The following is a 24,061-nucleotide window of genomic DNA, read 5'->3' as shown; positions in this document are numbered from 1 at the left end:
CGCCCGCACGCGGCGCGGGCAGAAAGCGAAGTCACCATGAGAACCACGAGGCTCGCGGCCCTGGCGGCCGCTCTCGCGATCGCCGTCTCGGCCTGCGGGGGCGGCGACGCAGGCCAGACGTCGGCGGCCGGCGACAAGCCGACCGGCACCGCCACCCTCTGGGTACGCGACAGTGCCAAGGGCTTCATCAAGCTCCTCACCGACCAGTACAACAAGACGCACGAAGGCAAGGTGACGGTCACCATCGTGCCGTCGGGCAACTTCGTGCAGAAGTTCGGCACCGCCGCCGCCTCCGGAGCGGGACCGGACATCACCTCGATCGACCTGGTGTTCGCGCCGTACTTCGCCTCCAAGGGCGTCTTCGAGGACCTCACCCCGGTGCTGAACTCGCTGAGCTGGAAGGACGGGCTCAGCGAGGCGCACAAGAAGCTCGCCGTCTACGAAGGCAAGACCTACGCGCTGCCGTTCACCGCCGAGGCGTCGGTCACCTTCTACAACAAGGACCTGTTCAAGAAGGCCGGACTCGACCCCGACAAGCCGCCTGCCAACTACGCAGAGATGCTGGAGGCGGCGCGCGCGATCCGCAAGCTCGGCAGCGACTACTACGGCTTCACCATGGCCGGGCAGTGCGGCGGCTGCAACGTCTTCGAGTTCGCCCCGCATGTGTGGGCCAGCGGCGGGAAGATCCTGTCCGACGACGGCAAGACCGCGATGTTCGACAGCCCCGAGGTGACCGACGCCCTGGCCTTCTACCGCCAGATGTGGACCGAAGGGCTGATGCCTCCCTCGGCCAAGACCGACGGCGGCACCGTGCAGCCGCAGTCCTTCCAGAGCGGCAAGGTCGGCATGGTGAACCTGGGCGCCTTCTTCGTGCAGACGCTGGTGAAGGACAAGAAGTTCGACTTCGGCGCCACGCCCATCGTCGGCAAGGAGGGCGGCACCGCCTCGTTCGCCGGCGGCGACCTCATCGGCGTCGCCAAGAGCGCCAAGAACAAGGCCGTGGCCTACGACTTCGTCAAGTGGGCCACCGGCGAGGAGGCGCAGACCATCCTGGCCGAGAACGGCATCGTCCCGATCCGCACCGACCTCATCGACAAGATCTACGCCCCGCTCGACCCGCGCTACAAGGTGCTCGGTGACGCGATGGCCGCCGGGCAGACCCCGTACAGCGTGGTCGAAAACGCGATCATCAACGACAACAACGGCCCGTGGGCCAAGATGATCAACCAGGCGGTGTTCGGCACCGGCGACATCAAGGCGGCGCAGGACGCGGCCAAGCAGGCCGCCCAGCAGATCATCGACCAGGGCTGAGGACCGATGCCCGCCGCGGCGCCGGGCCGCCGCGGCGGGATGCACCACATCGGCCGAGCCGGCCGGAGGAGGGCCGCATGACCGAGACCGCAATTCCGAACGTGACGCCGGGCTCGCCGGACACCGCGGCGGCGACGCGGCCGCGCGGGCCCCGGCTGTCCATCAGACGGCGCCGCCAGCTGCTGGGGATGGCCGTGGTGGCGCCCGCCCTGACCGTCGTCACCGTGTTCTTCCTCATCCCGCTCGTCATGACGTTCTGGATGTCGCTGCACGAGTGGCCGCTGCTCGGCGACCACCAGTTCGTCGGGCTCGCCAACTACGTCAAGGCGCTGGGCGACGCCGAGTGGCTGAACGCCATCCGCTTCACCCTCGAGTACACGGCACTGATCACGCCGATCCTGTTCATCGCCGGCCTGGCGCTCGCCCTGCTCGTCCATCGCCGGAGCCGGGCGGCGCGGGTCTTCCAGTCGGTGTTCTTCCTGCCCGTGGTGATCGGCTTCGCGGCGGCCGCGTACCTGTGGCTCTACCTCGCCCAGCCGGGCCTCGGCCCGCTGTCGGACCTCGCCGTGCGGTTCGGGCTCGGCAGCCGCGACACCAACTGGTTCGCCACCGCCACCAGCGGCCTGCTCATCGTCACCGCGATGGTGGTGTGGAAGGTCACCGGCATGCAGATGCTCCTGCTGCTGTCGGGCCTGCAGTCGATCCCGGGCGAGCTGACCGAGGCGGCGCGCATCGACGGCGCGGGCCGCTGGAAGGTGTTCAGGCACGTCACGCTGCCGCTGCTGCGGCCGACCCTGGCGCTGGTGCTGGTCTTCTCCGTGGCCGGCTCGCTGCTCGCGTTCGACCAGTTCTACATCATGACCAGCGGCGGGCCGTCCAACGGGACGATCACCGCCGTCTACCAGATCTACCGCACGTCGTTCATCAACTTCGAGCTCGGCTACGGCGCCGCGCTGTCGGCCATGCTCATGGTCGTGCTCGCCGCGGTCAGCGCCGTGCAGATGCTCCTGCTGCGCAACTCGGACCACTCATGAACCTCATCGCCGACGTCCGCAGGACGCTTCCGCGCGCCGCCTGGTGGGCCGCATGCCTGTGCGTCTCCGTCGTCATCCTCTACCCGCTGTACACGATGCTGTCGCAGTCGCTGAAGACACCGGCCGAGGCGACGGAGAACCCGCCCACCCTCTACCCGCACAGCCTCTCGCTGGAGAACTACGCCGCACTCGGCGACACCGGCCAGGTCGGCCTCTGGCAGCACGTCGGCAACAGCCTCATGGTCGCCGCCGGCGCGACCCTGCTGACCGTGGTGCTCGCCACGCTCGCCGGCTACGGCTTCGCCAAGCTGCGCTTCCGCGGCAGCGGGGTGCTGTTCTTCGTCATCCTCATCACGTTCATGATCCCGTTCCAGGCGATCATCACGCCGCTGTTCTCCATCCTGCACGGCATGGGGCTGAGCAACACGCTGCTCGGGCTCATCCTCGTGTACGCGACGTTCCAGCTGCCGTTCGGCATCTTCCTGATGCGCAACAGCTTCGCCGCCCTGCCGCCGAGCATCGAGGAGGCCGCGCTCATGGACGGCTGCGGCCTCGTCGGCGCCATGACGCGGGTGCTGCTGCCGGTCGCGATCCCCGGCGTGATCAGCACCGCGCTGTTCACGTTCTTCGCCTCGTGGAACGAGTTCTTCGCGGCGCTCATCCTCGTCACCGATGAGGCCAAGTTCACCCTGCCGGTGACGCTGACCGTGCTCGCCTCTAACCAGCTCGGCACCCTCAACTGGGGGCTCACCCAGGCCGGCGTCGCCGTCACGGCCGTCCCGTGCATCGTGCTGTACCTGCTGCTGCAGCGGTACTACGTCACCGGCCTCATCGCGGGCGCCGTCAAATGAGATCCGAGAAAGGCCCGGTGCGATACTCGGAGATCAGATGAGTACCGCACGCGTCACCCGCACCGCCCTGACCGGAGGATGGACGCTCGAGCCGGGCGCGGCCGGCCGCTTCCCCGAGCACGTACGCGCCCACGGCCCCATCCCCGCCACCGTCCCGGGCACCGTCCACACCGACCTGCTCGCCGCCCGCCTCATCGACGACCCCTACCTCGACGACAACGAACGCACCCAGGGCTGGATCGGCGCCGCCGACTGGACCTACCGCCACGAACTGCGCTGGCGGCCCGACGGCAGCGACCGCCAGGAACTCCTCTTCCAGGGCATCGACACCGCCGCCGCCATCACGCTCAACGGGCACCTCCTGGGCACGACCAGGAACATGCACCGAAGCCACCGCTTCGACGTCACCGGCCTGCTGCGCGCCGGCGCCAACGAGCTGACCGTCGCGTTCACCTCCTCGATCAGGGCCGCCGACGCCGCCAGCGTCGAGATCGGCTACCGCCCCCACACCAACCACCACCCGTACAACGCGATCAGGAAGATGGCCTGCGCCTTCGGATGGGACTGGGGCATCGACACCTCCACCTGCGGCCTGTGGCGGCCGGTCGTGCTGGAGACCTGGTCCGTCGCGGCGCTGTCCGAGCTGCGGGTGGCGGGTATCGTGCGCGACGGCGTCCCCACCGCTGTCGTCAACGCGGCCGTCGAACGCACCGCCGGCGGCGCCGGCCTGGCGCTGCGCGTCACGCTCGCCGGCCGCGAGACCGTGCATCCCCTGACCGGCGAGCAGGCCACGATCGAGCTCGCCGTCCCGGACGCCGCGCTGTGGTGGCCGCGCGGGCACGGCGACCCCGCCCTGCACGACCTGCGCGTGGAGCTGCTGCACGACGGCGAGATCCTCGACGCGCAGGAGCGCCGCATCGGCTTCCGCACGGTCGAGCTGCAGACCGAGCCGGACGAGCACGGCACGCCGTTCCGCATCGCCGTCAACGGCGAGGTCGTGCTGATCCGCGGCGCCAACTGGATCCCCGACGACGCCTTCCCCCACCGCGTGGACCGGGCGCGCTACGCCCACCGGCTCGACCAGGCCGAGTTCGCCCGCATCAACCTGCTGCGGGTCTGGGGCGGCGGCATCTACGAGCAGGAGGACTTCTACGCCGAGTGCGACGCGCGCGGCATTCTGACCTGGCAGGACTTCCTCTTCGCCTGCGCCGCCTACGCCGAGGAGGAGCCGCTGTGGCCGGAGATCGAGGCCGAGGCACGTGAGGCCGTGGCCCGGCTCGGCGCGCACCCCTCCCTGGTGCTGTTCAACGGCAACAACGAGAACCTGTGGGGACGCCAGGAGTGGGGCTGGGACGCCGGGCTCGACGGGCGGACCTGGGGCGAGCGCTACTACTACGAGCTGCTCCCGGCCATCGTGGCCGAGCTCGCCCCGCACGTGGCGTACACGCCGGGCAGCCCGTTCAACCCCGCGCGGGAGGAGCGGCAGAACGATCCCGTCCACGGGACCGTCCACATCTGGGACGTCTGGAACGAGAAGGACTACCGGCACTACCGTGACTACCGGCCCCGCTTCGTGGCGGAGTTCGGCTGGCAGGGCCCGCCCACCTGGGCCACGCTCACCGAGTCGATCTCCGACGACCCGCTGACGCCCGAGTCGCCGGGCATGCTCGTCCACCAGAAGGCCGCGCGCGGCAACACGAAACTCACCAACGGCCTCCTCCCGCACTTGAAGCTGCCCCGTGACATGCGCGACTGGCACTGGGCCATGTCGCTCAACCAGGCCGCCGCCGTCCGCACCGGCATCGAGTGGTTCCGCTCGCTCACCCCGCTGTGCGCGGGCACCGTGGTGTGGCAGCTCAACGACTGCTGGCCCGTCACGTCCTGGGCGGCGGTGGACGGCTACGGCCGCCGCAAGCCGCTGCTGTACGCGCTCCGCCAGGCCCACGCCGACCGCCTGCTCACCATCCAGCCGGACGGTGATGGGCTGGTGCTGACCGCCGTGAACGACACCGCCGAGCCCTGGCGCGGCACGCTCACGCTGGAACGCCGCCGCTACGACGGGACCGTGCCGGCCACCGAGACCGCCCGGCTCGACATCCCGGCGCGCGGCACCGCCCGCCACGCCTGCGGCCCGCGCCTCGCCCTGCCCGGAGACGCCGCCGGCGAGCTGCTCGTCGCCACCTTCAGCGGGGCCCGCGCGCACTGGTTCTTCACCGACTACCGGGACTCCGCCCTGCACGCGCCGGAGACCGAGGTCACCGCCGAGCGCACCCCGGACGGGTGGGCGGTGACGATCCGCGCCGCCACCCTCGTCCGCGACCTCGTGCTGCTCGCCGACGCGCTCGACCCGGACGCGGTCGCCGAGGACGGCCTCGTCACGCTCCTGCCGGGGGAGAGCGTCACCATCGCCGTCCGGGGCGCCGTGGACGCCCGCCCGGACGCGTTCGCCGCCCCGCCGGTGCTCCGGAGCGCGAACGACCTGGTGGCCGCTCAGCCGTAGCGGTACGCAGGCCCCGTCATCGGTGATCCGGCTCGTAGGCTCACGCGTATGGCGAAGCAGGAAGTCGGAGCCGCGAAGACCAGGAAGGCGTCCGAGATCGGCGGCCGCGCGTACTACGCGTGCTTCGCGCGGGGCGGCCGCCCCCACACCCTGCTGGACTGCTGGTTCGAGGACGAAGACGGGGACCGCGACAACTGCGACTGGGTCAACATCAAGACCGGCGAGGGGCCGTGGCCGTACGTCCGCAAAGGCGAAGTGATCACGCCGGAAGACCCGTGACGGGACCTACCGCGCGGGCCCGCGGACGTACCTGCCCGTCGACCAGGACCTCAGTGGCAGGGGTGCGATACCCGTCACCCTCCATCGTCGCGAGCGGCTTCGCCTCCGGCTCGCCCGGTTCGACCATCCCGGCGAGCAGCTGGGGGGCACCGCGTCACGGTCGCGCAGCAGGGCGCGGAAGAGGTGCTCGGCGCCCACGTACGCGTGGCCCATGGAACGCGCGACGCGCGCCGCCTCCTCGACGGCGGCCTCGTACCGAGGCGTCGGCGTGGGGCCGCCGGACCCTCGTGGCCGGTCATGTGCGGCGCTTGCCGTAGGTGCCGGCCGTCAGCGAGACGCCGAGCGCCGCCAGAGCCACCTGGATGCCCAGCTCGATCCAGTCGACGCCCGAGGTGTCGGCGACGCCGAGAACGGTGGCGATCGCGGTGCCGATCAGGGCCGCCACCAGGCCGATCACGATCGTGAGCCAGATCGGGATGCGCTGCCGTCCGGGGATGACGAGCCGCCCGAGCGCGCCGATGACGATGCCGACGATGAGGCCGGAGAAAATGCCGGTGATCTCCACGCGTCTACCTCCCGAGTCCCACACGTGCGTCTGCTCTGGGAACGAACGCCGCCCCGGCGCGGTTCCTGCACGGCCGGTCACGAAGGGGCGTTGCGCCGCTCGTAGTCCGCGAAGCCGTCGCCGACCGTGGTGATCGTCTGCTCGTGCCGGAAGTACGGAACGCCGAACAGGGGAGTGTCGCGCAGCCCCTCCCACAGGTCGTACCAGTCGCCCATGTCGGTCGTGGTGACCACGGCGACGTCGGTGGGGCTCGCGCTCCACGCCTCGGCGTCGAACCAGTCGAGCCGGGTGGTGCCGGCGTACCGCTCGAGCAGCGGCCGTACGTGCCGCTCGATCACGGCCCCGCGCTCGCTCCTGGTCAGCGCCAGCCAGGCGGGCAGCGCCGTGAAGTGCAGAAAGATCGTGTACGTCCGGCCGGCGCCGCCCTTTCCTGTAACAGGTGCTTCACTCATGGGTCGGCATTGAAACATGTAACACCTGCTACAGTCAACGCGTGGCGCGAGCGGCGGACCAGGAGAAACGCAGGCGGCTCATCGAGGCGGCCATCGACCACCTCGACCGGCACGGCGTCGCCGAGTTCTCGCTACGGCGGCTCGCCGAGGCCATCGGCACGAGCGCCCGCATGCTCGTCCACTACTTCGGCACCAAGGAGAACCTCCTGAGCCAGGCGCTGGCCGCCTCCCGCCCCGACGTGCCCGCCCTGTTCGGCACCGTCCGCGATGCCGCCGGCCTGCGCGAGGCGGCCTTCGCGCTCTGGCAGGACAGTGCGGAGGGCGCCCAACGCCGCAACGTCAAGCTGCTGCTGCAGACGATGGCCCTCGCGACCGCACCAGGCCACCACTACCGGCCGTTCGTCCAGGAGGCGGTGACCGCATGGGTGACGCCACTGGCCGCCGCCTTCGTACGCATCGGCCTTGACGAGGCGGAAGCCGAGGCCCGCGCGACCGCCCTGGTGTCAGGGCTCCGCGGCCTGCTCCTCGACCGCTACGCCACCCACGACACCACCCGCACCGACGCCGCCGCCCAAGCCCTCATCAACGCCCTCCTGCCCCCGCAATAGGCGACCGCCAAAACCCCCGCGATAGGTGGCCGGCGAAAGCCCCCGCGATAGGTAGCCGGGAAAAGCGTGATAGCCGCCCTTGCGCACACCCGAAAAGCGAGGTCAGATTTCAGCGAGAAATGCTCGCCTGATGTGCGCCAGCCCTCGTCACACCGCTGCTTTCAGCGTTATCGCGCGAGTTCACGGTCCGTTTCGAACGGACGAAATCACCACGAGGGAAAAGATATGGATCTCCAGCTTTCCGGCAGGGTCGCGGTCGTCACCGGCGCCTCCAAGGGCATCGGCCTGGCCGTCACCCGTACCCTCCTCTCCGAGGGCACACGTATCGTGGCCGCTTCACGGAAGAGCACCCCCGAGCTGGACGCGCTCAGCGGCGCGGCCGACATCATCGCCGCCGCGATCGGCGCCGACCGCGACAGCGTCCTCGACAAGGCCGCACCCGAGATGATGAAGCCGGTCACCGGCCGTCTGATCGCCCCCCAGGAGGTCGCCGACGTGATCGCCCTGCTCGCCTCACCCCGCTCGGCCGGCACGACCGGCGCCGACTTCGCCGTCGATGGCGGCCTCCTCAAGCAGATCTGACGAGCCCTGCCGTCCGGTGCCGGCTGCTTTCGGCGAGACCCGAAAGCTCGGGGGATGGGGCGGATGAAAAGCGCCCCGGCGCCAGAGCCGAACACCTCTCGGCTGCTTGAGGATTCTCCACGTCATGAAGGCGACGCGTCATCAGCGCCCAGATCCTCCAGCAGGGCCGGCAGGAGCGTCTCCTCGTGGATGGCGAGGTCGTGCCGGCGCATGGCCTCCATGAGCTCCGGCTCCCAGGGAGTGGGGACCGGGGTGCCGGTGAGGGTGAGCACGGAGTCCGCCGCCAGGGCGGCCGCGGCCTCGACGTAGTCGCCGGTCCGCATCCGCCACGGCTCCACGCCGATCGAGAACAGACGCGCCGCGATCGCCACGCCCGGCCAGTCGAAATCGCCGTGGTAGCGGACACGTGCGCCGTCGTCCACGAGCCGGCGCACGACCTCCCAGGCCGCGAGGGACGGATTTCCCGCGAGGCACACCATGGGAGTGGTGACGCCGGCTCGCGCCGCGGCCTGCAGCACCTGCGGGTTCTCGCAGGCGAACACCTCGGCGCCGGGCGCGGCCAGGCGTTCCCCGAGCGCGGCGCCGCGCAGCTCGTGCAGGGTCAGGTGGGTCGCCAGGCCCATGCCGGCGCGGGCACGCATCATCTCCGGCCAGGGACCGGTACCGGGAGGACGGAGACGGAAGACCAGGGCGGTCCCCGAGACGAGATCGGGGGTGACGCCCAAGCGGATCCACAGCTCGCGCCGCTCCTCGGCGGTGCCGGGGGTGGCGACGCCGAACGCGGCCGCGGCCGCGCGGAGCAGGAGCGATGCGGTGAGTTCGCCGTCGTCCAGGCCGTGCGCGTCGCCGAGGCAGCGCCCGGCGAGCTCGGCCAGCTCCCAGCCGGGCCTGGGCACGACGGCGGTGTCGAAGACCTCCGCCGCGGCGCATTCGCGCAGCACCGCTGCGAACCGGGGGATCGCCGTCGAGGCGGCGTCGATGCCGGCTCTGGTCAGGATCCCCGAGCGGCGCACCCCCTCGACGAACGCCGGAGCCCAAGCGGCGCCGGCGAGGCCGGCGGACGCGAGGGCGGCGTCCAGGCGCTGCCAGATGCCCGCCCACGAGGCCCTGGTCTGCTCGCGGGCGGCCCTGCGGTCGACCAGGTCGCCGCCGGTGAGCTGGGCCACGACGGTGACCAGGCCCGCTTCGGCGGCCGAGCCTCGCAGCACCTGATCGAGCACGGGCAGGGAGACGCGGACCCGGCCCGCGGTGATCGTCCGGCCCAGCAGTCCGGAGAGCAGGGCCGCGCCATCGTCCTCCAGCGTCACGGCGACCGTTCCGGTGACGGCGAGCCCTGCGCGTTCCAGCTTCGTCCGGACGGCCGTCCACAGCGGAGCCAGGCCGGCGTGCGAGAGATAGCGGCGCGTGCGCTCAGGGAGGGCAGGAGCGGCGGTGGACGGGTTCATCGGGCGGCTCGCAGATGCCGGTTACGGCCGTCCCAGTGGATGTGCGTGGTCACGGCGGCCGTCCCTTCCCCTCGCCTGATCTCGTAGCAGTCCAGAGCCGGGACCTGGGCGAAGAATCCCCAGAGCGCGTGGCCCGTCATGGCGAAGTCCAGGTCGAGCCGGACGAGCAGCCCCAGCAGTTCGCCGATGGTGGGGTCGTCGACTTTGGCGAAGGCGTCGTCGAGCAGGATGAGGCGCAGCGCCTTCTTGGTGTCCGGCAATCCGGACAGATACGCGTCGACGGCGGCGAACAGCGTCACGTACGACACGAACCGCGTCTCGCCCTGGCTCAGCTTGGCCCGCCTGCTGATCTTCCGTTCCCGGCCCGGCTCGGGACCGGTGATGATGACCTCCACCTCATGCCACGCCCGGTAGTCCAGCGAGGACCGCAGGTGGGCCGCGTACCCGGCGGTCGGGTCCGTGGCGAACTCCTCATCGACGCGGGCCTTGAGCAGGTCGGTCAGCTCTTTCGTCTGTTCGGGGGAGCGGACGTCGTCGGCGACGGCCACGAGCGCGCGGATGCGCTCGACGGTGGGCCCGGCGTGCCCGGCGAGGCTCCAGCGCAGCCGGACGCCGATGCCGTGGCTGGTGCTGATGCCGCTCAGACTCGCGTTCATCGCCTTGATGAGGGTCTCGGCCTGCAGCAGGCGCCGGCGGAGCTCCTCGGCGACGCCTCCGAGGACGAACTCGGTGAAGACCCTCCGCTCCCGATCGCTCAGCGCGAGCCGGCCCTCCTCGCACTGGCGGCTCAGCTCGGCCGCGGCTTCCGGCAGTGAACGCTCACCGCTTCCGTCGACGATCGCGATCAGCCTGACGCCGTCGTTCACCGTGGGGATCACATCGAAGCCGCCGGAAAGCTCGCGTTCGGCCTTCTGCTGCGCGTGGATGAGCGCGTTCTCGTCGATGGCCGGGCCATGCCGCTTCAGCGCCGTCAGCAGGGCCTGGACGGCGCTCTTGACAGCGGCGGGCTCGGCGTCGGCCGGCGGAAGATCCGGGTGCGGCGGCATATCCGCCGCGGCGGCCACCCCGGGCAGCGCCAGCCGGCGGGCGAGCCGGTGGACGGCGCCGGCGAGCGAGCGTCGTTCGCGTGCGGCGCGCTCGTGCGCCGCACGCGCTTCAGCCTCGGCGGTGCCCTTCTGCTCGGCCAGCATGGCGATGCGCTTACCCACCTCGGTCAGCTCGCGGCGGCACGTGGCGAGCTCGGCTTCGGCGGCGTTCAGCTGGGCGTGCACCTCGTGGGCCGCCGCTTCGATGCCGGTTCGCATCGCGGCGACCGCGGATGCCTCTTTGTGCCAGTCGGCCCACTGATCCTCGGCCGCGGCCTCGGCTTCGCGTCGTTGATCGCGGGCGGCGCGCGTCCGCGCCGCGGCTCTGGCGTGCAGGTCGGCACGGTGCCGCAGCTCCCCGATGAGCCGGCGGGTGGCGCCGCACCGCTCTTCGGCCCGCCGGAGCAGCTCGCGTACGGCGTCGAGCGCGTCCACGGTGACGGGCAGGCCGAAAATCGCGCACGCCTCGCGGTGGGAGGAGACCGCCTGCGTCCATTCGTGGCGCAGTCTGGCCGCCTCTTCCCGGGCCTTGCGGCTCGCCTCCTCCGCCTTCTTCACCCGCTTGAGCGCCCTCTGCAGCGCGTCGCGCCTGCTCTGGACCGGCCGGCTGCGCGGAGCCGATCGGATGTGCGTCTCCAGTGCCCGCAGGTCGAGGTCCAGCTCCTGCCGCCTGGCGGCGCGCGCGGCGGCCGCGTCCGCCAGAGCGGCCAGGGAGCGGTCGATCTCGGCGAGCCGTTCCGCCCGCGCCGCGGCGCGGGCCGCGGCGCCGATGTGGCGGGCCGCCGCCGTGCGGTGGAGTCCCGTCAGCGGCCCGTTGCCCCAGGCGCCGTCGGCGTCCACCCAGGTCGGATGGTCACGATCACCCCAGGAGATCCGGCTGAGCACGTCCCGGACCAGCTCCACCGGCACAGGTGCGTCGGCGTCGACGACGAGTGCCTCCGTCAGCGGGTGGGCGGCCACCGGGCCGTGGGGGCTCACCAGAAGCCGGCCGTCGGAGGCGACGACGCTTCCCGCCCTGGTGATCGTCGCGGTCAGCAGACCCGACGCCAGCAAGGCACCTTCAAGGCCGGCGCGCTGGTCCTCGTCGAGGTGGGCGGCGAAGTCGAGGACGCGCCACAGAGGCACCTCGTCAGCGGACGGGGGACGTGTCCAGTGCGGCCGTGGAGGCTCGGGATCGCGTGCGGCGCGCAGCGCCTCGCGCTCGGCCTCCAGCTGATCGCGCCGTTCGTCGTCCGCCTGCTGCGCGGCGTCCAGGAGCGCGCGGGAACGGGACAGCTTGTCGCGTACGCCGATGGCGGCTTGTGAGGCGACATGGTCGAGCTCGGCCAGGAGCTCCCCTGTCTCATCGGGTTCGCCGGTGTCGCCGGGGACGAGCACGCCGGCGTCGTCGAGCACGCCGGGGACGACGAGCACGCCGGGGTCGTCGAGCACCGGCCCGAGAGCGGTCGAGCGCCAGTCGACCTCGCCCAGCAGGCTCTCCGTCGTCTCGTGGGCGATCCACGCGCGCCACGCTTCACGAAGATCGGCGGCGGCCCGCTCAAGCGCCTGCTCTTCCTCCTCGGCCTCCTGCCTGACATCGGCCAGCCGCTGCTCCTCCTGCGACGCCCGCTTGTCGGCCGCCTCCACCTCGCGTGCCTGCTCGTCGATCTCACGCGCCTGCACGCGGCGGGCGTCCGCGTGTGCGAGGCGCCGCTTCGCCGCCTCCTCGGCACGCGCCACCTGGCCGATCGCGTCGGAAAGGTCGGTGGGCGTCAGGGTGATCCGTGCCGGCACCGGGCGGGTCACCGGTGCCGGGTCGGCGTCCAAGGACAGCCGGACCACCTCGGTGCTGCCGGGATCGCCGTCTTCGCGTACGCAGGCGACCTGCGGCAGGGCCGCGTGCACACCGGCCTGCGCCAGCAGGTCACGGGCCTCTGCCAGGCTGGAGGTGACCTGCTGGGCCGCGTCGGTCACCTCTGCGGCGCGCTCGTCGGCCGTGCGTACTTTGTCGGCCTCGCCGTCCCGGGCGGAGCTCGCCGTGCCGAGGGCGGATGCCGCCGCCTTTCTCAGGGCGGTCACCCTCTTCTCCCGGTCGTCCAGCTCGCGCACGTCCCGGTAGGCCTGCGAATCGCGGATGCCCTCGACCGTCGCCTGCAGCTCCCGCTCGCTGTCGGTCAGCTGCGCAAGCCGCCTGCCGGCGTCGGTGTGCTCACTGGTCAGCCGCCGATGCTGGTCACACACTTCGGTGGCCTTCCGTTCGGCGGCTTCCGCGGTGGTCGCGGCGGCGTGAACGGTCTCGGCCGTCTCGCTCAAAACGCCCGCGACGTACCGGCGATAACTGCCGAGGAACCCCGAGACCTCCTTGTGCGCGGCCTCCAGCCGCTGCTGCGCGGTACGCGTCTCCAAGAGGCCGTCGAGCTGCTCGCCCGCGCGAGACAGCGCGGCATCGCTCGGCGGCGGCAGCGCGTCCGACAGGATCTGCGGAAGCCTGCCCTCCTCGATCCGGTTGCCGACGTCGGGCGAGCGCAGGGTACGCAGCAGCTGGAGGAGACCGGTGAAACGTTCGCGGCCCGACTCACCCGTCAGCCCGAACACGGCGGCGCGTACGCGCTCGCGATGCGTTTCCGGAGAGTCGGTGATGCGGTCGGCGCCGATCGCCGCGGCCAGATCGTCCCGCGACAGGGGAGTGCGGTCCGCCCCGAGCAGGACGAGATCCCGCCCCACGCGCAGGGGAGTGATGAAATACCACGCTTTCGCCTCTCCGGTGGATCGGGCGAAGCGCACCATCGCGCCCAGCGTCAGGAACTCGGGAGGGGTCGCGTGGCCGGGACCGTTCGCGTCGTCCGGGTGCCGGATGAGCTCCAGCCAGAGATGGCCCACCCTGTTCGGCTGCTCCTCGCCGCCCGCCCGCATGAGGTCCTCCAGGCGGACGCGGCCTGCTCCCGTCGCGTCCATCTTGCGGCGGTCGGCGTCGAGGAGGAAGGGCAGCAGCATCTCCAGCGCCCGGGATTTGCCCGAGCCGTTGGTGCCGCGCAACACCAGTCGCCCGCCGGAGAAGGCGAACTCGGTGTCGTAGTAGTACCAGACGTTCACGATCCCCGCGCGGTGCAGCCGCCACCGGAACGGATGGTGCCGGGCGGGCGTCTGCGCCACGGCGGCGAGCCCGTCAGCGGCCTGAGACAGCGGCGTCATGCGGGTTCTCCTCTTTCGTCGTCGACGGTGAACAAGGGGGATGGGAGCTGCCGCGCGTCGTCACCGAGGCGGCGCTTGGCGCGCGTGACCGGAGGGGCCAGGCGCACGGAGGGCCGGTAGCGCGCGGCGGCGGGGTGCAGCACCAGCCCCTCGGTCGTGATGGCGGCCAGGCCCACGGCCTGCAGCAGGGCGGCCACCTCCTCCCGGAACGGGAGCGGGTCGTCGAGGATGTCTTTGCGCCAGGCGGAGGCGTGGGCCCGCGCGAGCCTGCCGAGCTCGTCATCGACCATGGGCCACGGCGCGAGCACGCCGGGCACGGTGCGGCCGCCGACCGTCACCTGCTCGCCCCCCTGTGGTTCCAGGGCGCCGATCAAAGCCTCGATGAGGAGCAGTGCGGCTTGCCGCGTCGCGCCGCCGCCGGGGAAGGCGACATCGGTGAGCCGCCCGTCGGCGTCGTAGGCCAATGCTCCTTCGCCGCGCACCTCGAGCGTCAAGCCGAAGCTCTCCTCCAGGACACGGGTGAGCTCGCTGCGCTCCCTTCGCAGCACGTCGTGCTCGGCGTCACTGAGGTCGCCGCGATGCACAAGAGGGTTCTCCACGAGCTTGCGGCGCAGCGTGCGGCGTGGCGGCTCGGGCTCGTCGGGATCGGCGGCCCACAGATCTTCGGAACGTTCCAGAGTGTGCAGGGGACGGGAGACGAGATGGGGAAGCAGCCCGCGGTCGATCGTCAGCAGCGCCTCCTCACGGCGCTCGCCCCACGCCGTCACCGTGCCGTCCGTCTCGGCCAGGACACCCCAATCGAGCAGGAGGTTGATGGCGGCGACGAGGTCGCGACGTTCGGCCAAGGTGTCGTCGATCGTCACTCCCGCGATGACCGCGTCCGCCCGGATCTGTGCGACGAGCTGCGACAGCAGCACCTGCTCACCGACGTCGCGGGCCAGCAGCCCGGCGCAGACCAGCGCCAGATAGGTGTAGGTACGGGGCGTGAACTCGCTGCCGGAGGCCCGGCGGGCAGGACGGACCGGAGCCTCCGCCGGCAGCGGACCTTTCGTCAGCCGGGCGAAGCCGGACTGGACGACCAGCGAGTATCCGAGGAGCTGCCCGAACATCGGCTTGAGCGCGGCCGCATGCCGGCGGACGAGCGCGAGCTCTTCACTGTGGCGCGATGCGGTGAGTATGGGGGTGGCGAGCAGGGCACGGGCCGCCATGCGACGTTCGTCGGCGTCGTGAGCTGCGGTGGTCATCCGTCGGTTCCCGTCTGTGTGGCGTCGGCGTCGGGCATGGCAGGGGGCAGGACGCGCAGGGCGAGGTCGTGAACCGTGAGCCGGCCGTCGTCGGAAAGGACCGTGGTCCCACCGCCGGGAAGCGGCGCGGCGAGCAGCATCAGGCCCAGGTCGGTGTCCTGGGAGACGACCGGGACGGTCAGGTCGTGCGCCGCCGCGAGCAGCGCCGAGAGCCGTTCCAGCAGCAGGTCGCGGGCCGCGCGCGACACTGTGGCACCGCTGAGATCGCCCACGGCCAGTAACTCGGCCGCCGCTCCCTTCTTGCGCTTCGCCTCCTCTTCGGCCTCGGCCATCAGCCGTTCGCGATCGAGACCCGGGTCGGGAACGCGCGCCGTGCGGCCCCGCGCGGCCCTGTCACCGCGCTCACGCAGCGAGACCGGGACCTCGACCGGGTCCGCCTTCCACCACGAGGTGCCGGCCGTGGCGCGCACTCCCGCCTCATCGGGCCCCATCAGCAGGTGCCGCGCCGGGTAGGCGCCGAAAGCGGCGGCGAAGATGCGATGCGCCGTCTCGGTGTCGGCTTCGGCGAACCACGCGGCGAGCCGCAGGAAGTCGTCACGACGGGACACGCCTGTCCGCGAGGCGGCCAGCATGCGCTTGGCATTGGCGAGAAGCTGCCCGAGCGCCTGCTCGGCGGCGGCTCGGAGCTGGGCGGGACCCGACCGTCCGCCCTCACCGCCGTACCACGAGATCAGCTCCTGCCACTCGGCCGCCGTCCGCCCCGGCGAGCGCTCGGCGGGGCTTCCGTCGGGACCGGTGAGCCGGGGGAGGGCGGCCAAGGCCGTGAGCAGCCGGTCGAGATCGGCGACGATCCTCTTGAGCCGGGCGGCGACCGCCGGCGCGTGCCGGGCGACGTCGGCCGTGATGAGGTCGACGTACTCGAGGAGAAGGGACTTGAACGCCGAGTACTCTCCGCCCGACAGGTCGTACCGGGACAGGACCTGATGGAGGTAGGCGTAGAAGTCCCGGACGCTCTCCATGAACAGTCTCTGGTTGTTGAAGATCGTCGTGACGTCGGCGGCCAGCGCCTCGGCGTCGATGTCGTGGTCTCGGGAGAGCCGCCGCAGGATCCGGTCGAGCACCTCGACGGTGCCGCCGAGCAGCTCCCGGGCCACTTCCCGTGCGCCGTCGGTCGCCGACAGCACCTCCTCGATCTGGCGGTGCACGCGTCCGCCGAGTTTCGACACCTGATAACGCGAACGGGAGCGCAGCCATTCGGCGACCGTCGCCACCCGCGCGTCACGGCCTGACCGGGTCAGATTTCCCCACTCCATGAGCTGCCGGCAGCGGGCCTCCACCTCGTCGACCGAGAGCGTGATGCCCTCGTTCGCGAGGAGAACGGCTGCCTCCGACGCTGACAGGTCCGTGAGAAGCGTGCCGGTGAACAGCCGCATCAGCGCGATGTAGTCGTGCGCGACGTCGGCGGTGGCGTAACGATAGAGGTCGAGCCGCGCCCGCGGCTCGCCTGACGCGTCGACGTCATCGTCCTGTTCCAATGTTCCCGTCCGCCTTTCGTGAGGGTCGGCCGGCGGTGATGAGTCACCCACCTGCTGGAGAAATACGTCGGCTCGACGATAGGCATCGGCACTGACAATTTTCGGGCCGGCGATACGACTCGAAATGTTCTTCGAATTACGACAAATGCCTTTTGTTGGGGTGTTGGGGTGTTGGGGTGCTAATTGCGAACCGTACGTCAGTACCGGTGTCCATGACGGCCGAAATACCGTTTCTGTGAGAGAAGGCGGACTGTCAACGGCGCTGCGACAGCGGCGATCCGTGGAAGAACAGGGAAGACCAGGACGCCTGCCGCCGCGTGTGGGACGGTGCTGCGGTCGGGGTGTCTGCTGTGCGTGTGCGGTGGCCCTGTGATCGGGGTGTCTGTCGCGCGTGTGGGACGGTGCTGCGGTCGGGGTGTCTGCTGTGCGTGTGCGGTGGCCCTGTGATCGGGGTGTCTGTCGCGCGTGTGGGACGGTGCTGTGATCGGGGTGTCTGCTGTGCGTGTGCGGTGGGCCCTGCGGTCGGGATGTCTGGTGCGCGGCCGCTACGGCCGGATGTCGTCGTGTGCGCGTGTCTCGGCGCCGCCGCGCGGCTGGTGCCGCTGATCATTTCCGCTGCGAGGTGTGCCTGCTCTTGGACCCGGTTGCCGCCGTGGTCACTTCGCCGCTGCTCGGGGAGCTGGTCGTGAGGCGCAGCGGATGAGGTCGTATCCGGTCGAGCCGGGCCGCCCTTCTCTGGAGCGTGGTGGCACCGGCGGCGTTCACGGTGACGTAGGGCCGTGGTGTTCCCCGCGATCACTGTGATCGCGGCCGGGCCGCAGGCGGGTGGCGGCCATGCCGGCACGCAGGGCGTCATGGGTTGGTGGCGCTGCGGCGGCTGCCGCACATGCCGCTGCTCGTGGCCCTGGCCCTGTCCGCCCGCGCGCCGGCGGCGGCCTTCGCCTACGGGGTGCCGGTGGTGACCGGCCGGTTCCGCAGGGCCGAGCGGTCCCGCTCATGGCCCCGGTCGCGGTCAGCGGGGTGTGCAGACGGTCAGGCGCAGGGCCGGGTCCTCGTTGGTCTGGAAGGTGGCGTAGTCGTAGGCGTGGCCGTGCAGCATCTTCCGGCCCGCCCCACCGCTCGCCACATCGTGCTCCTTCCACCACCGGCGGAACTCGGGGGAGCCGTGCCGCAGACGGTCGGCCAGCGTGGTGAAGGCCGCGTCCGGTGCCTGCAGGTCGTACGCGGCGCGGAACTGGGCGGTGGTGTGGCGCGCCTGGGCGGCCCAGGTCTCGCCGAAGACCTCGCGGGCCATCGGGGTGAGCAGCAGGTAGACGAGGACGTTGCGGTCGTCGGCGGGCAGGCGGTCGAGCCCCGTGAACAGGGCGGTCGCGGCGGTGTTGGCGGTCAGGATGTCCCAGCGGCGGCCGGTCACGTACGCGGGCCGGTCGAGGCTGTGCACCAGGCGGGCGGTGCCCTCCGGAGCCTGTTCCCTGGTGAACGCGGGGCGGGTGGGGTGGCGGGCGAGGGTGCGCAGGTGGGCGTGCTCGGTCTCGTCGAGGCAGAGGGCGGCGGCCAGGGCGTCGATCGTGGTGAGGGAGGGGGTGACGGCTCGGCCCTGTTCGAGGCGTACGTACCAGTCGATGCCGATGCCCGCGCGTTCGGCCACCTCCTCGCGGCGCAGGCCGGGTGCGCGGCGGCGGGGGCGCGGCGGCAGGCCCACCGCCTCGGGGGTCAGGCGTTCCCGCCTGGAGCGCAGGAAGTCGCCGAGCGCGCGGCCGGTGGACTCGGGCATGATCGTCCCCTTCCCGACGTCTGGCGGTTCCCAGGGTGGTATCGGGCCATCCCAGGACGATACCGGTCCTGGTTACGCCTCGGCCGGGCGGCCAGCATGAGTGCCGTCCACAGCGGCGGCCGGTGGCCTTCTGTGCCGTCCCAGGTATCAGGCGGATGGGTCTGAGGCCGTCCAATGAGCCGGGCGGTCGGCAGGCCAGGCCCGCAGAGAAGGAGTGTCGTGAAGGCGGCTGTGCTGAAGGAGTTCGGATCCCCGTTGTCGGTGGAGCGGGTGCCGGACCCGGTGATGGGGACGGGCGAGGTGGTGGTGGACGTCGTGGCGGCGCCGGTGCTGCCGTACGCGGCCGAGGTGTTCAGCGGGGAGCGGCGGTATCCGCTGACGCTGCCGGTGACGCCGGGCGCGGGGGCGATCGGCGTCGTACGGGCGTGCGGCCCCGACGCCACCCGGCTGGCCCCGGGCGACTGGGTGCTGTGCGACCCGATGATCCGCGCCAGGGACGGCGCGCCGGCCCCCGACGTCACGTTGCAGGGATTGAGCGCCGGCGGCGAGGGCGGGCTGCTGCTGCAGCGCCACTACGGCCACGGGTCGTTCGCCGAGCGCCTGCTGATCCCCACCGAGAACGCCGTGCCGCTCGGCGGCCCCATCGACCCCGCCGACGCCGGGCGGTGGCTGGGGCTGACGCTGTGCCTGGTGCCGTACGGCGGGTTCCTGGCGGGCGGGCTGCGTCCGGGGGAGACGGTGCTGGTCAGCGGGGCGACCGGGAACTTCGGCGGCGCGGCGGTGGCGGTGGCCCTGGCGATGGGCGCCGCCCGCGTCGTCGCGCCGGGACGCAACGAGCAGGCGCTGGCCGGGCTGCGCCGCCGCTTCGGCGACCGGGTCGCCACCGTACGGCTGACCGGCGACGAGGACGCCGACCGCACGCGCATGATCGCACAAGGCCCGATCGACCTGGTGCTCGACATCCTGCCGCCCGCGGCGGGCCCGGCTCCCGTACGGGCCGCCGCCATGGCGGTGCGCGAGGGCGGCCGGGTCGTGCTCATGGGCGGCGTCGGCATGCTGGACGGCGCCGAGCTGGCGCTGCCGTACCGGTGGCTCATGCGCGGCAACGTGACGGTCCGCGGGCAGTGGATGTACCCGCGCGAGGCCCCGCCGCGGCTGGTGGCCCTGGCCCGCTCGGGCCTGCTGGACCTCACGCACTTCGACGTCACCGAGTTCCCGCTGGACGACGCGCGGGCGGCCGTGGCGCACGCCGCCGGGAAGCCGGCACCGTTCCACCTGACGGCCATCCGCCCCCACCCGTGAGGTGATCACGGGCGTAGACTCCCGGAAGCTCATCGGACTTCTCGGAGGGAGGGCACCCGTGAACCCCTTCACCGACCCCCATCTGACACCACACTGGGCCACCTCCGCGTTGCTGACCATCGACGTGCAGCGCGACTTCCTGTCGGAGTCGCCGTACGGCATCCCGGGCACCACCGAGGTGCTGCCGCAGATGGTCAGGCTGGCCGAGGCGTTCCGCGCCGCCGGGCGGCCGATCGTGCACCTCATCCGCCTGTACGACCCGAGCGGCGAGGACGCCGACCTGGTACGGCGGACACCGCTCTCCCAGGGGGCGAAGATCGTGCTGCCGGGCAGCGAGGGCAGCGAGATCGCCGGCGAGCTGCTGCCGCCGGGCGCGCCGCCGCTGAAGGCGGACCTGCTGCTGTCCGGCGAGCCGCAGACCCTGGGCGAGCGCGAGGTGGCGTTGTTCAAGCCGCGCTGGGGCGGCTTCTACCGGACGCGCCTCGACGAGCTGCTGCGCGGCTGGGACGTCGACACGCTGGTGGTGGCCGGCTGCAACTTCCCCAACTGCCCGCGCGCGACGCTGGTCGAGGCCAGCGAGCGGGACTACCGGCTGGTGCTCGCCGACGACGCGACCTCGCGCGTCCATGACGTCGGCCGTACGGAGGTGGCCGGCATCGGCGTGAACGTGCTGCCCGTCCAGACCATCACCGACGGGCTCACGGCCGCCTGAGGAGCGGCAGCGCCCGCGCGAGCAGAGGGCTCGCGTCGTCCGCCCGGTACACCAGGTGCAGCCTGCTGACCGTGCCGCGGATCGGCCGCGCCGCGACGCCTTCCCGGCGCAGGGTGCGGTAGGAGCCGGCCATCACGGTGGCGCCGAACCCGGCGGCCACCAGCGCGAGGATGGTCTGCACGGTACGCCCCTGCTGCGCCACCCGGGGCGCGAACCCGGCCCGGTGGCACAGCGCGATCACCTCGTCGTACGAGCGGGGCGCGGACTCCCGCGGCCACAGCAGCAGCGGGAGGTCCGCGAGCGCGGAGGCGTCCACCGGCCCGGTGTCCCTGGCGAGGGGATGGGCGGCCGGGAGGAAGAGCACGAGCGGCTCGCTCGCCCACGGCTCGGCGACCAGCCCCGCGTGGCGCACCGGCAGCCGGTGCACCGCCAGGTCGAAGGAGCCGTCCAGCACCCCCTTGGACATCTCGACGTCGTCGAACAGCTCGACCAGGTCGAGCCGCACGCCGGGCAGCTCGTCGCGGAGCCGGCCGAGCGCCGTGCCGAGCCTGCCGTTGATCCCCGACCCGGCGAACGCCACCGTCAGCCGCCCGCTCAGCCCGCGCGCCGCCGCCGCGACGTCGTCGAGGATCGCCTCCGCCTCGGCGAGCACCCGCGCCGCGCGATCCACCAGCGCCCGCCCGGCCGCCGTCGGCGTCAGGCCGCGCCTGCCCCGGACGAACAGCTCGACGCCCAGCCGGTTCTCCAGCTCGCGCAGTTGCCTGCTGAGCGTCGGCTGGGTGAGGTGCAGCCGGCGGGCCGCCGCGCCGATCGAGCCCTCCTCCGCGATCGCGGTGACGTACGACAGCACCCGCAGGTCATACTTCCAGGGCATGACCGCGATGCTAATCCATGCCCGGCGCGTCGCCCCTGCCGTGCGCTCCGGGAGGATGGAGGGGCACCACGACAGGGAGGCCGCATGACCAGGCACCTCGGCATCCTCGGCCACAGCGCGGAGGGCGCGGCGCTGTGCTTCCGTACGTTCTGCCGGCTGGGCGAGGAGGCGCTCGGCGAGCACGAGCATCCGGACGTGACGCTGGACTGCATCTCGTTCGCGCGCTGCATGCCCGCCTACGACCGGGGCGACTTCGACGAGATCAGGGCGACCATGGAGGTCAGCCTCGACCGCCTCGCCGAAGCGGGCGCCGACTTCTTCGTCTGCCCGGACAACACCGTGCACCAGGCGCTGGAACGGCCGGGCCGCGACTTCCCCATCCCCGGACTGCACATCGCCCACGTGGTGGCCGGCCACGCGGCACGCGCCGGATATCGCCGGGTGGCCCTGCTGGGCACCCGCTACACCATGGACGGCCCGGTCTATCCGGCGGCGCTCGGGGCGCACGGCATCGAGGCGGTGGTGCCCGATCCCGGCGACCGCGAGCTGGTCAACGAGATCATCTTCAGCGAGCTGGTCAAGGGCGTCTTCACCGACGCCTCGCGCGAGACGTACCGGAAGATCATCCAGACGCTCGCCGGGCGCGGCTGCGACGCGGTGGCACTCGTCTGCACCGAGATCCCGCTGCTCGTCACCCCCGAGTCGTCGCCGCTGCCCACGCTCGACTCGACCAGGCTGCTCGCCAGGGCGGCCCTCGACGTCGCCGTCGGCCGCCGCCCGATGCCGGCCTGGCGCGGCGGCCCGCACCCGTAGATCAGCCCGTCCCCATGAGACGACCCGTCCACATGACCGGCGCTCACGCCTGACCGGCGCGGCCGGGAGGCACCAGCCCGCTCTCGTATGCGATGTGCACGAGCTGCGCGCGGTCGCGGGCGCCCAGCTTGGTGAGCAGCCGGCTGACGTACGTGCGCACGGTCGCCGGGCTGATGAACAGCCGCCCGGCGATCTCGTCGTTCGGGCGGCCCGCCGCGATCTCGGCGAGCAGCTCCCGCTCCCGCTCGGTGAGCTGGGCGATCAGCCCGGAGTCGGCGGGCCGGTACGTGCCGGCGACCGCGGCCATCACCCGCTTGGTCACCGACGGCGACAGCAGCGCCTCACCGGCCGCGACCGTGCGGACGGCGGCGCGCAGCTCCTCCGGCCGGGTCGTCTTGATGACGAAGCCCGCCGCCCCGGCCCGGATCGCGTCGAAGATGTGCTCGTCGGTGTCGAACGTGGTCAGCATGATCACCCGCACGTCGCGCAGCCGCTCGTCGGCGACGATCCTGCGGGTCGCCTCGATGCCGTCAACGCCCGGCATGCGGATGTCCATGAGCACCACGTCGGGCCGCTCGGCGAGGACCAGCTCGTACGCCGCCGCGCCGTCGCCCGCCTCGCCGGCCACCGTGATGTCGTCGGCACGTTCGAGCAGCGCGGCGAGCCCCGCGCGCATGAGGTCCTGATCGTCGACCAGCACCACCCGGATCACTGTCGTCCGACCTCCACAGGCAGCCAGGCCTCCACCACGAACCCGCCGTTCTCCGGCGCCTCCGCCACGTCCACCCTGCCACCGAGCAGCGCGGCACGCTCGCGCATGCCTTCGATGCCGAAGCCGGAGCCGCCGCCGGGATCATCATCGCGCCGGCCCGCGCCCCGCCCGTCGTCGGTCACCCGGATGCCCAGCCCGCCGCGCTCGTAGCGCAGCTCGACCTCGGCCCTGCTCGCCTCGGCGTGGCGGAGGGTGTTGGTCAGGGCCTCCTGAACGATGCGGTAGGCGGTGGTGTCGACGACGGCGGGCAGCGGCACCGGCTCGCCCTCGGCGCGCAGCTCCACCGCAAGGCCGCTCTCGCGGGTGGCGGCGAGCAGGCTGCCGAGGTTGCGCAGCGTCCCCGTCGGCGCCCGGTCCTCCGGCTCGCCGGGCGAGCGCAGCAGCCCGAGCGTGCCGCGCAGCTCGTGGATCGCCTCCTCGCCGGCGGACCTGATGGTCTTGAGCGCCGCCCGGACCGTCCCGGGGTCGTCGTCCAGCGCCTCCTCGGCCACGTCGGCCTGGACGGCGACCAGCGCGATCGTGTGTCCGATCACGTCGTGCAGGTCGCGGGCGATGCGCAGCCGCTCGTCCTGCACGCGCCTGCGCGCCTCCGCCTCGCGCTCGGCCGCCGCCTGCCGCGCCGTGCGCAGCTGCTCGGCGCGCAGCAGCCGGGTCGCCCGTACGGCGGCGCCGAGCGCGATGGCCGCGAACATCAGCCCGGCGGTCGAGGCCAGCTCGAAGCCGAGCAGGTAGGCGAGGCTCTCGCCCTCGCGCAGCCGGAAGAACGTGCTGACCGCGATCAGCGCGGCCCCGGTCACCGCCGAGATCAGCAGCTTGCCCGCCTCGGCCGCGGAGTAGAGCGCGGCGGCCACGGGCAGCGCCAGCCCGATCGCGGGATAGCCGGCCGCGTAGTAGGCGAGCAGCCCGGCCGCCGTCGCCACCAGCGCCAGCACGGGGAAGTGGCGTCGGACGAACATCAGCGCGCCGAGGCAGACGGCGAACAGGTACGCCAGGAAGTCGGGGCTCCGGGCGCCGCCCAGGTCCATCGCGATCGCCACGGTGACCACCAGCGACGTGCCCAGGCCGATCGCCGCGTCGGTCAGCACCGCGCGCCATCCGCTTCTTCCCAGCTCCACCCGGCACAGGATAGGCGAGCGGCGCTGACGGCCACAG

Annotated in this window: 20 protein-coding genes and 1 pseudogene; 10 read left to right on the top strand and 11 right to left on the bottom strand. The window is 72.2% G+C overall.

What is annotated here, in order from left to right; translation table 11 throughout:
* The first annotated feature begins 36 nt into the window (after positions 1-36).
* From ACFMQL_RS37930 to ACFMQL_RS37910, 5 genes are all read left to right on the top strand, one after another.
* Positions 37-1,311 carry a sugar ABC transporter substrate-binding protein gene (locus ACFMQL_RS37930; RefSeq protein WP_364069153.1) on the top strand — a complete coding sequence of 425 codons (1,275 nt, stop codon included), beginning with the start codon at positions 37-39 and terminating at the stop codon, positions 1,309-1,311.
* Positions 1,312-1,388: 77 nt separating this feature from the next.
* The gene (locus ACFMQL_RS37925; RefSeq protein WP_364069155.1) at positions 1,389-2,345 is read left to right on the top strand and encodes a sugar ABC transporter permease; all 957 of its coding nucleotides are present in this window, start codon (positions 1,389-1,391) and stop codon (positions 2,343-2,345) included.
* The gene (locus tag ACFMQL_RS37920; protein WP_378789612.1) at positions 2,342-3,196 is read left to right on the top strand and encodes a carbohydrate ABC transporter permease; all 855 of its coding nucleotides are present in this window, start codon (positions 2,342-2,344) and stop codon (positions 3,194-3,196) included. Before ACFMQL_RS37925 ends, ACFMQL_RS37920 begins: the two co-directional genes overlap by 4 nt.
* A gap of 37 nt (positions 3,197-3,233) precedes the next feature.
* The gene (locus ACFMQL_RS37915; protein WP_378789610.1) at positions 3,234-5,696 is read left to right on the top strand and encodes a glycoside hydrolase family 2 protein; all 2,463 of its coding nucleotides are present in this window, start codon (positions 3,234-3,236) and stop codon (positions 5,694-5,696) included.
* A 48-nt stretch (positions 5,697-5,744) separates the two neighbouring features.
* Positions 5,745-5,975 (top strand): hypothetical protein, encoded by a 231-nt coding sequence (locus ACFMQL_RS37910; protein ID WP_364069161.1) that lies wholly within the window; start codon positions 5,745-5,747, stop codon positions 5,973-5,975.
* A gap of 6 nt (positions 5,976-5,981) precedes the next feature.
* On the opposite strand, the pseudogene ACFMQL_RS37905 reads toward ACFMQL_RS37910, so the two are convergent.
* From ACFMQL_RS37905 to ACFMQL_RS37895, 3 genes and pseudogenes are all read right to left on the bottom strand, one after another.
* Positions 5,982-6,197 (bottom strand): annotated as a pseudogene (locus ACFMQL_RS37905) (Clp protease N-terminal domain-containing protein); the annotation flags it as partial.
* A gap of 73 nt (positions 6,198-6,270) precedes the next feature.
* Complete coding sequence (locus tag ACFMQL_RS37900) at positions 6,271-6,540, bottom strand: GlsB/YeaQ/YmgE family stress response membrane protein (RefSeq protein WP_364069163.1); 270 nt, start codon at positions 6,538-6,540, stop codon at positions 6,271-6,273.
* 77 nt (positions 6,541-6,617) lie between these two features.
* A complete protein-coding gene (locus ACFMQL_RS37895) occupies positions 6,618-6,992 on the bottom strand; it encodes a darcynin family protein (RefSeq protein WP_364069165.1) in 375 nt (124 codons plus the stop codon).
* A 41-nt stretch (positions 6,993-7,033) separates the two neighbouring features.
* Between ACFMQL_RS37895 and ACFMQL_RS37890 the strand changes: the two genes are divergently transcribed.
* Positions 7,034-7,600, top strand: a complete 567-nt coding sequence (locus ACFMQL_RS37890; protein ID WP_364069167.1) for a TetR/AcrR family transcriptional regulator — start codon at positions 7,034-7,036, stop codon at positions 7,598-7,600.
* A 225-nt stretch (positions 7,601-7,825) separates the two neighbouring features.
* On the top strand, positions 7,826-8,182 hold the full coding sequence (locus ACFMQL_RS37885) for an SDR family oxidoreductase (protein ID WP_364069169.1): 357 nt from the start codon (positions 7,826-7,828) through the stop codon (positions 8,180-8,182).
* Positions 8,183-8,304: 122 nt separating this feature from the next.
* Here the strand turns inward: ACFMQL_RS37885 and ACFMQL_RS37880 are convergent, their stop codons facing one another.
* The 5 genes from ACFMQL_RS37880 to ACFMQL_RS37860 all read right to left on the bottom strand — a co-directional run bounded on the left by ACFMQL_RS37880 (position 8,305) and on the right by ACFMQL_RS37860 (position 18,436).
* Positions 8,305-9,627, bottom strand: a complete 1,323-nt coding sequence (locus ACFMQL_RS37880) for a TIGR02679 family protein (protein WP_364069171.1) — start codon at positions 9,625-9,627, stop codon at positions 8,305-8,307.
* Complete coding sequence (locus tag ACFMQL_RS37875) at positions 9,624-13,883, bottom strand: TIGR02680 family protein (RefSeq protein WP_364069173.1); 4,260 nt, start codon at positions 13,881-13,883, stop codon at positions 9,624-9,626. The genes ACFMQL_RS37880 and ACFMQL_RS37875 overlap by 4 nt, the downstream gene beginning before the upstream one ends.
* Positions 13,880-15,127 carry a TIGR02678 family protein gene (locus ACFMQL_RS37870; RefSeq protein WP_364069175.1) on the bottom strand — a complete coding sequence of 416 codons (1,248 nt, stop codon included), beginning with the start codon at positions 15,125-15,127 and terminating at the stop codon, positions 13,880-13,882. Before ACFMQL_RS37870 ends, ACFMQL_RS37875 begins: the two co-directional genes overlap by 4 nt.
* Positions 15,124-16,662, bottom strand: coding sequence for a TIGR02677 family protein (locus ACFMQL_RS37865; protein WP_364069177.1), 1,539 nt, complete (start codon positions 16,660-16,662; stop codon positions 15,124-15,126). The genes ACFMQL_RS37870 and ACFMQL_RS37865 overlap by 4 nt, the downstream gene beginning before the upstream one ends.
* A gap of 1,012 nt (positions 16,663-17,674) precedes the next feature.
* Entirely contained in the window at positions 17,675-18,436 is a 762-nt protein-coding gene (locus ACFMQL_RS37860; protein WP_364069179.1) for a helix-turn-helix transcriptional regulator, read from the bottom strand.
* 219 nt (positions 18,437-18,655) lie between these two features.
* Here ACFMQL_RS37860 and ACFMQL_RS37855 point away from each other — a divergent pair, with 219 nt between their 5' ends.
* Together ACFMQL_RS37855 and ACFMQL_RS37850 are read left to right on the top strand one after the other, a co-directional pair.
* Positions 18,656-19,738 carry a zinc-binding dehydrogenase gene (locus ACFMQL_RS37855; protein WP_364069181.1) on the top strand — a complete coding sequence of 361 codons (1,083 nt, stop codon included), beginning with the start codon at positions 18,656-18,658 and terminating at the stop codon, positions 19,736-19,738.
* Positions 19,739-19,796: 58 nt separating this feature from the next.
* Positions 19,797-20,450: an isochorismatase family cysteine hydrolase gene (locus tag ACFMQL_RS37850; RefSeq protein ID WP_364069183.1), complete on the top strand. Its 654-nt coding sequence runs from the start codon at positions 19,797-19,799 to the stop codon at positions 20,448-20,450.
* Here ACFMQL_RS37850 and ACFMQL_RS37845 read toward each other — a convergent pair.
* A complete protein-coding gene (locus tag ACFMQL_RS37845; RefSeq protein ID WP_364069185.1) occupies positions 20,437-21,324 on the bottom strand; it encodes a LysR family transcriptional regulator in 888 nt (295 codons plus the stop codon). The genes ACFMQL_RS37850 and ACFMQL_RS37845 overlap by 14 nt on opposite strands.
* 84 nt (positions 21,325-21,408) lie before the next feature.
* On the opposite strand from ACFMQL_RS37845, the gene ACFMQL_RS37840 reads away from it, so the two are divergent.
* Positions 21,409-22,137, top strand: coding sequence for an amino acid racemase (locus ACFMQL_RS37840; RefSeq protein ID WP_364069187.1), 729 nt, complete (start codon positions 21,409-21,411; stop codon positions 22,135-22,137).
* Positions 22,138-22,180: 43 nt separating this feature from the next.
* On the opposite strand, the gene ACFMQL_RS37835 is transcribed toward ACFMQL_RS37840, so the two are convergent.
* Entirely contained in the window at positions 22,181-22,849 is a 669-nt protein-coding gene (locus ACFMQL_RS37835; RefSeq protein WP_364069189.1) for a response regulator transcription factor, read from the bottom strand.
* Positions 22,846-24,024, bottom strand: a complete 1,179-nt coding sequence (locus ACFMQL_RS37830; protein WP_378789604.1) for a sensor histidine kinase — start codon at positions 24,022-24,024, stop codon at positions 22,846-22,848. Before ACFMQL_RS37830 ends, ACFMQL_RS37835 begins: the two co-directional genes overlap by 4 nt.
* Positions 24,025-24,061 lie beyond the last annotated feature (37 nt).

Source organism: Nonomuraea fastidiosa, assembly GCF_042751225.1.
Lineage (GTDB): Bacteria > Actinomycetota > Actinomycetes > Streptosporangiales > Streptosporangiaceae > Nonomuraea > Nonomuraea fastidiosa.
The sequence above is the reverse complement of the archived record's forward strand: the minus strand, read 5'-3'. Positions and strand labels throughout refer to the sequence as shown.

Coding starts and splice junctions, on each gene's coding strand:
- ACFMQL_RS37930 (WP_364069153.1), top strand. CDS start 37: ATGAGAACCACGAGGCTCGCGGCCCTGGCGGCCGCTCTCGCGATCGCC.
- ACFMQL_RS37925 (WP_364069155.1), top strand. CDS start 1,389: ATGACCGAGACCGCAATTCCGAACGTGACGCCGGGCTCGCCGGACACC.
- ACFMQL_RS37920 (WP_378789612.1), top strand. CDS start 2,342: ATGAACCTCATCGCCGACGTCCGCAGGACGCTTCCGCGCGCCGCCTGG.
- ACFMQL_RS37915 (WP_378789610.1), top strand. CDS start 3,234: ATGAGTACCGCACGCGTCACCCGCACCGCCCTGACCGGAGGATGGACG.
- ACFMQL_RS37910 (WP_364069161.1), top strand. CDS start 5,745: ATGGCGAAGCAGGAAGTCGGAGCCGCGAAGACCAGGAAGGCGTCCGAG.
- ACFMQL_RS37895 (WP_364069165.1), bottom strand. CDS start 6,992: ATGAGTGAAGCACCTGTTACAGGAAAGGGCGGCGCCGGCCGGACGTAC.
- ACFMQL_RS37885 (WP_364069169.1), top strand. CDS start 7,826: ATGGATCTCCAGCTTTCCGGCAGGGTCGCGGTCGTCACCGGCGCCTCC.
- ACFMQL_RS37880 (WP_364069171.1), bottom strand. CDS start 9,627: ATGAACCCGTCCACCGCCGCTCCTGCCCTCCCTGAGCGCACGCGCCGC.
- ACFMQL_RS37875 (WP_364069173.1), bottom strand. CDS start 13,883: ATGACGCCGCTGTCTCAGGCCGCTGACGGGCTCGCCGCCGTGGCGCAG.
- ACFMQL_RS37870 (WP_364069175.1), bottom strand. CDS start 15,127: ATGACCACCGCAGCTCACGACGCCGACGAACGTCGCATGGCGGCCCGT.
- ACFMQL_RS37860 (WP_364069179.1), bottom strand. CDS start 18,436: ATGCCCGAGTCCACCGGCCGCGCGCTCGGCGACTTCCTGCGCTCCAGG.
- ACFMQL_RS37845 (WP_364069185.1), bottom strand. CDS start 21,324: ATGCCCTGGAAGTATGACCTGCGGGTGCTGTCGTACGTCACCGCGATC.
- ACFMQL_RS37840 (WP_364069187.1), top strand. CDS start 21,409: ATGACCAGGCACCTCGGCATCCTCGGCCACAGCGCGGAGGGCGCGGCG.